The organism is Bacillus sp. EE-W1 (genome assembly GCF_009760835.1).
GTDB lineage: Bacteria > Bacillota > Bacilli > Bacillales > Bacillaceae_G > Bacillus_A > Bacillus_A wiedmannii.
The window spans coordinates 288,990-295,189 of record NZ_WIPE01000064.1; the positions used below are offsets into that span (position 1 = coordinate 288,990).

Below are 6,200 nucleotides of genomic sequence, written 5' to 3' on the forward strand. Positions count from 1 at the left end.
ATATTCTGTGAATGCTGTTATAACTAATATTATCGTTCAGCTTAGTTACAAACTAATCGTAACAAACGAAGAAAATCATGATAATATTTGACTATTTAAACTTTCTTCGATTACTTAATTTTTAGGAGGAATACATAATGACTGATTTCTATTCTCGTATTAACAAAGATGATGCTGTCGTGCTTTTAGTAGATCATCAAACTGGTCTTATGTCCGGACTAGTACGTGACTATGGTGTTGATGAATTCAAAAACAATGTTTTAGCTCTTGCTCACACTGCTAAGTTTTTTGATTTACCAGTTATTTTAACAACAAGCTTTGAAAACGGACCTAATGGACCTTTAATGCAAGAATTGGTTGATCTCTTTCCTCACGCACAAAAAATAGCTCGACCTGGACAAATTAACGCATGGGATAATGATGATTTTGTAAAAGCAATCGAAGAAACTGGAAAAAAGCAACTCATCATCGCGGGCGTAGTAACAGACGTTTGTGTTGCTTTCCCAGCACTTTCCGCTATAAAAGCTGGATATGAAGTATTTGCTGTCACTGATGCTTCAGGAACTTTCAGTAAACAAGTTGCAGATGCTGCCAATACGCGTATGGCACATAATGGTGTACAACTTATGAACTGGTTTAGCGTAGCTTGCGAATTACAACGGGATTGGCGCAACGATGTTGAAGGTTTTGGCAATTTACTTGCTAGTAATCTTCCAGGTTATCAAAATATAATTGGAAGCTATATGGGAGCTCAGCGCGATCTTAGTAAACAAAATGCATAAATATATTCCAAAGAAATAGCTTTAAATTACTTTTTTTAGAGTAGATAGTATAGATTTAGTGCTGATTAAATCGGCACTAAATTTTACATTAAAAAGTATAGCAGGGCTTTAATTGACAGAAGATACATTCCTTTCAATAAATAATTTTAAACAATTAAAAAAGGAGCGTTTTATTATGAGTAATTTAGAATTATTAAATCCGGAGAACAGTGCCTTAATTTTGATTGATTTTCAACCTCAAATGACTTTTGGAGTTGCAAGTATTGATAGACAAACATTGATTAATAACGTTATGTTGCTTGCTAAATCAGCAAAAACTTTTAACGTACCTACTATTCTTACTACAGTTGAGACACGCAGCTTTTCTGGTTATTTTTGGCCACAAATTCTTGACATATTCCCAAACCATGAAATTATAGAACGCAGTTCAATGAACTCTTGGGAAGATCCAAAATTTGTTGAAGCAGTTAAAGCAACAGGTAGAAAGAAATTAATATTTGCAGCACTTTGGACTGAAGTTTGCCTTGCATTCCCTGTGCTTGAAGCAATTAAAGCTGGCTATGAGGTGTATGCAGTTGATGATGCTTCAGGTGGTACTAGTTTGACAGCACATAACGCTGCTATGCGTCGTGTAGAACAAGCTGGTGCCATTCCAGTGACAGCAATTCAAGTTTTACTTGAATATCAACGTGACTGGGCACACAAAGACACTTATGATGCGGTAATGGAGATTGTAAAAGAACACACTGGTGCTTATGGTCAAGGCGTAGAATACGCATATACTATGGTGCATGGTGCACTTCCAAGCAGGAAAATATGAAACAAAAAGGAGTAGCTGTCGAAGAGACTTATACAGAGAACACGATGGATGCTGCTGATCCAGTAACAACGATTGTTACATGGAAAATTCAACAAGGCAAAGAAAAACAGTTTGAAACATGGAGACATGAAATCGAAGCTGCCGCTACTAAATTCCCAGGGCATTTAGGTGTAAATCTAATAGTCCCTAATAATGCATCCAGAGAGTATACGGTTATTTTTCGCTTTGATACGTATGAGCATCTACGTGCTTGGCAAGAATCAGATGTTCGCCGAGATTTGTTAAAAACGGCAGAACAATTTCAAGTTACTAATCCGAGTTACAAAACTGAAAGCAGTTTGGCCTATTGGTTTGTTACTCCGAAAACGCCACTTCCACCGCCAAAATGGAAAATGTCTATCGTTACCCTTCTGGGTGTATGGCCTCTTAGCATGTTAGTTCCTAAATTGATAGGACCTATTATAAAACATATGAATCCTATTATGTCCGCTTTTTTTGTTTCTATATGTATAGTGTCCTTGCTATCATGGGTAGTTATGCCGATTTTCGGTAAATTATTTCATCCATGGTTACAAAATAATAGGAAGTAGACGAGGTGTGAATATGAATGTACCGGATATGATCTTATATAACGGAAAAATTACTACCCTTGATTCCTCTCAACCTGAGGTATCTGCTATCGCCATAACTGATGGTTTAATAACTGCAGTAGGTGGAGATGAGATTCTTCATAGTGCCACAGAAAAAACAAAAAAAATAGACCTTAAAAGAAAGAGAGCTATCCCAGGCCTGAATGACTCTCATATACACGTTATTCGTGGCGGTCTTCATTATAATATGGAATTACGATGGGAAGGTGTGCCTTCGCTTGCCATTGCTCTCGAAATGCTCAAAGAACAGGCAAGGCGTACACCTGCTCCTCAATGGGTAAGAGTAGTTGGAGGTTGGTCTGAATTTCAATTTAAAGAGAGACGGTTGCCAACTTTGGCAGAGATTAATGCTGTTTCTGAAGACACACCTGTCTTTGTACTACATCTTTACGATAGAGCACTTGTAAATCGTGCAGGGCTGCGTGCACTGGGATACACAAAAGATACCCCAGACCCTCCAGGCTGCTTAATTGAGCGGGATAAACGAGGTAATCCAACGGGCCTTTTAATTGCGAATCCTAACGCTTCTATTCTTTATTCAAGTCTGGGTAAGGCTCCAATACTTAATTTTGACGACCAGATTAATTCAACTCGCCATTTTATGCGCGAATTAAATAGATTAGGTATTACAAGTGCTATTGACGCAGGTGGCGGTTTCCAAAATTATCCTGACGACTACAGAGTTGTTGAACATTTAGCCGAGAAAGAACAATTAACTTTACGCATTGCTTATAATCTATTTACGCAAAATCCTAATCATGAATATGAAGATTTTGCTTCATGGGCAAAAATTGTTTCTCCAGGTCAAGGAACTGATAAGTATAAAATGAATGGTGCCGGAGAAATGTTAGTATTCTCGGCAGCCGATTTTGAAAAGTTTCAAATGCCACGGCCTGAACTAGCTACGATGATGGAAGCTGACTTAAAGAAAGTAATTTCTCTATTGGTGGAAAACCGTTGGCCCTTCCGTTTACATGCAACTTATGACGAGTCAATCACAAGATTCTTAAATGTATTTGAGGAAGTCAACAAAGAAATTCCTTTTAATGGTCTACGATGGTGGTTTGACCATGCAGAAACAATCTCAGAACGTAGTATGGAACGTGTTAAGGCTTTAAATGGTGGTATTGCCATCCAAGACCGCATGGCTTTTCAAGGTGAATACTTTGTTGATTTATACGGAAAGGAAGCTGCAAAGCGTACCCCTCCGATTTATCGTATGTTAGACCTAGGTATACCTGTTGGCGCCGGTAGTGATGCAACTAGGGTTTCCAGCTATAACCCTTGGGTTGCTCTTTATTGGATGGTTGCCGGAAAAACCATTGGTGGACTTTCAATATACGATGAAAAAAATAAACTTGATAGAAAAGTAGCACTGGAATTATATTCAAAAGGAAGTGCGTGGTTCTCTGGTGATGAAGGTAAAAAAGGAACCCTTGCAGTAGGTCAGTTTGCTGATCTTGCTGTATTGTCTGCTGACTACTTTACTGTGCCAGAAGAAGAAATTAAGAACCTTGAATCATTACTCACCATTATGGGTGGACAGGTTGTTTATGGAAATGATGAATTTAAAAATTTATCACCTGAATTACCGCCAGCATCACCTGATTGGTCACCGACGGGAGTTTATGGTTATGGTGGCGCTAACCTAGCCCACACTATACTTTCTCACGATGCCCATGATCACAAGTTACATAGTTGCAGTAACCCTCTCCATCAACACACTCATACCGTAATAGGAAAAGATGGAACTAAATGGGGTATTGGTTGTACTTGCTTTGCTTTCTAAGTCAAAACCACCGGTAATGCCGGTGGTTTTCTTTCTACAATAAGGATATGCAAATTCGAAATAGCATTGTATATCCCTATTGGAATCTAGTACTATACGATAAGACCGAAGAGTTGATGGATTAACTTGACTTATTTTTGACAGCCTTCTCTCCTTGCAAAGTCTGCCCTTTTTTCCTTAAGTAAAAGTCAATGATATTCCCATTTGAATCGATCACACCACACATATAAAGCCAATGCCCTTTGACTGTAATTTAGGTCTTATCCCAAGGATTATGTATCATTTTTAACTCTCACACTATAATCATTATTATTTCTATAATACTAATACTTTTTCAGGATCATTTAACTTTTGCATAAAGATACGTGCTGCAAAACTTAAAAATTTATCATCAAAGTGAATAAGATTAATATCTTGACTTGGTGTCGGATCAATAATACGAACTATACTCAAATTATCATTATTAACAAAGTCAACTAGTGAAAGAGGTATTATGGCAACGCCATGTCCATTATATACAAGGCTCAATAGAGAAATAGAAGATTTTGTTTCTATATTTGCTTCAGATAAAGATAACCCTAAACTCTCACAATATATCTTAATAGATTCACGACAACTACATGAAACCATTATTCTACTCAGCCCTGCTAATTCTCGAAAAGAAACAAATGATTTTTCATTCAAAGGATGTTTTTTTGGAATTACAAGGACGAGCTCTTCGCTATACAAAAGGGTGCTTGTTAATGTGTCTGGAATTTGAGCACTACGTGTGATTCCTAAATCAATATTTTGGTCAACGATTTGATTTACAGCAACTTCGGATTCTATAATTTTTACTATAATGTTGGGATAATGTTGTTGAAACTTCATAATATAAGGTGTTAAATAAGTGAGGTCCTCTAATAAACCTCCTATAGTAATCACACCTCTTTTTACACCCTTTAATTCAAAAATTTCATTATAAACGTCATCAAATTGTTGCATGATAAATTTTCCTTTATCAAATAGCAGCTTACCCGCTTCTGTCATTTTGATACCTCTTCCAACTCGATGAAACAAGGGTGTATCAAGTTCACCTTCTAACACACGTATTTGCTGACTTAAAGTCGGCTGTGAAATACCTAGAACTTCCGCAGCTTTAGTAAAACTATTATTATTACAAACTTGAATAAAATACTCTAAATGACGTAATTCCATTCTTGATACCCACTCTCCGCTTTATGAAAGATTTATAATGAAAAGGACAATATGTATACGTTAACATAACAGCTTTATTACCTACTACACTAATTACAATTACAATTACATAATTTTCTTATTTTGTATTACAACAAATTTACTACTATTTATTAATTTTTCCTCCTATTTATTTAATTTATATTTAATTAGGATATTACTAAACAGAAATAACCTCTAAAAACTTACAATTTCCGTGTGTAACATCCTAACTTTTTCAACTCTTTAATTATCATTTCTTCTCCATATAGTCCAAACTATCAAATATTTGCCGAATCCCCTCTTTATGCTGAGGAAAAATAGTATCCATCAATTCAATACCTTCTGAAGTAATTGACGTATACGTGATACTACTACTACTACTTGCAAATAATATTTTGTCTCCAATTTTTTATAGGCTGATCGCCTTTACTGTATAGTAGCTCAAGCACTGCAAATTCAGTTGGATTAAGTCTATAACTTTTTATATCCTCTTCAATACGCTTAGTGATTGACTGTACTGCCCTTGATAATATAACAAATAACTTTAAAGATAAGCTCTCATCGTTAATCACGTTCCTAATTACCAATCCTTTACAAGTTATCTTGAATTCGAGATTTATTATATTATCGTCAAAATATTATGTCAATAATTCGTTTTAGCTTTATCAAGCCACTTATAATTTATTTCTCAACATAAGACATATAGAATTAGAAGAAAACAATTGTTACTATATAAGTATCTCAATTGCGTTATTTCTTTTAAAGAGAGCTTGTTTTCTAACGCAAGTTCTCTTTTGTCATATTCTAAATTGAATCGGAACAAATTTCAGGTGATGGTCTGCCTATATATATGATATAGTTTTAAAAAAAAGATTAGAGCTCTCCTACAAAAAGGAGAGCTCTAATCTTTCATATAAAGTGAAACTTTAATCAGTGGGGGT

At 35.7% G+C, this 6,200-nt stretch carries 5 protein-coding genes and 1 pseudogene; 4 read left to right on the forward strand and 2 right to left on the reverse strand.

Annotated elements, in window-relative coordinates; genetic code table 11:
- Window positions 1-137 precede the first annotated feature (137 nt).
- The 4 genes from ycaC (at window position 138) to GFJ36_RS16255 (ending at window position 4,041) form a co-directional block, all read left to right on the forward strand.
- Window positions 138-782, forward strand: coding sequence for an isochorismate family cysteine hydrolase YcaC (ycaC, locus tag GFJ36_RS16240; RefSeq protein ID WP_097890342.1), 645 nt, complete (start codon window positions 138-140; stop codon window positions 780-782).
- A gap of 175 nt (window positions 783-957) precedes the next feature.
- A complete protein-coding gene (locus tag GFJ36_RS16245; RefSeq protein ID WP_000067162.1) occupies window positions 958-1,602 on the forward strand; it encodes a hydrolase in 645 nt (214 codons plus the stop codon).
- On the forward strand, window positions 1,599-2,192 hold the full coding sequence (locus GFJ36_RS16250) for an antibiotic biosynthesis monooxygenase (RefSeq protein WP_087984532.1): 594 nt from the start codon (window positions 1,599-1,601) through the stop codon (window positions 2,190-2,192). The genes GFJ36_RS16245 and GFJ36_RS16250 overlap by 4 nt, the downstream gene beginning before the upstream one ends.
- 13 nt (window positions 2,193-2,205) lie before the next feature.
- Window positions 2,206-4,041 (forward strand): amidohydrolase, encoded by a 1,836-nt coding sequence (locus tag GFJ36_RS16255; RefSeq protein WP_141542737.1) that lies wholly within the window; start codon window positions 2,206-2,208, stop codon window positions 4,039-4,041.
- A 315-nt stretch (window positions 4,042-4,356) separates the two neighbouring features.
- On the opposite strand, the gene GFJ36_RS16260 is transcribed toward GFJ36_RS16255, so the two are convergent.
- Complete coding sequence (locus GFJ36_RS16260) at window positions 4,357-5,238, reverse strand: LysR family transcriptional regulator (protein ID WP_060487298.1); 882 nt, start codon at window positions 5,236-5,238, stop codon at window positions 4,357-4,359.
- A gap of 224 nt (window positions 5,239-5,462) precedes the next feature.
- Window positions 5,463-5,831, reverse strand: a pseudogene (locus GFJ36_RS16265) (MarR family transcriptional regulator).
- Window positions 5,832-6,200 lie beyond the last annotated feature (369 nt).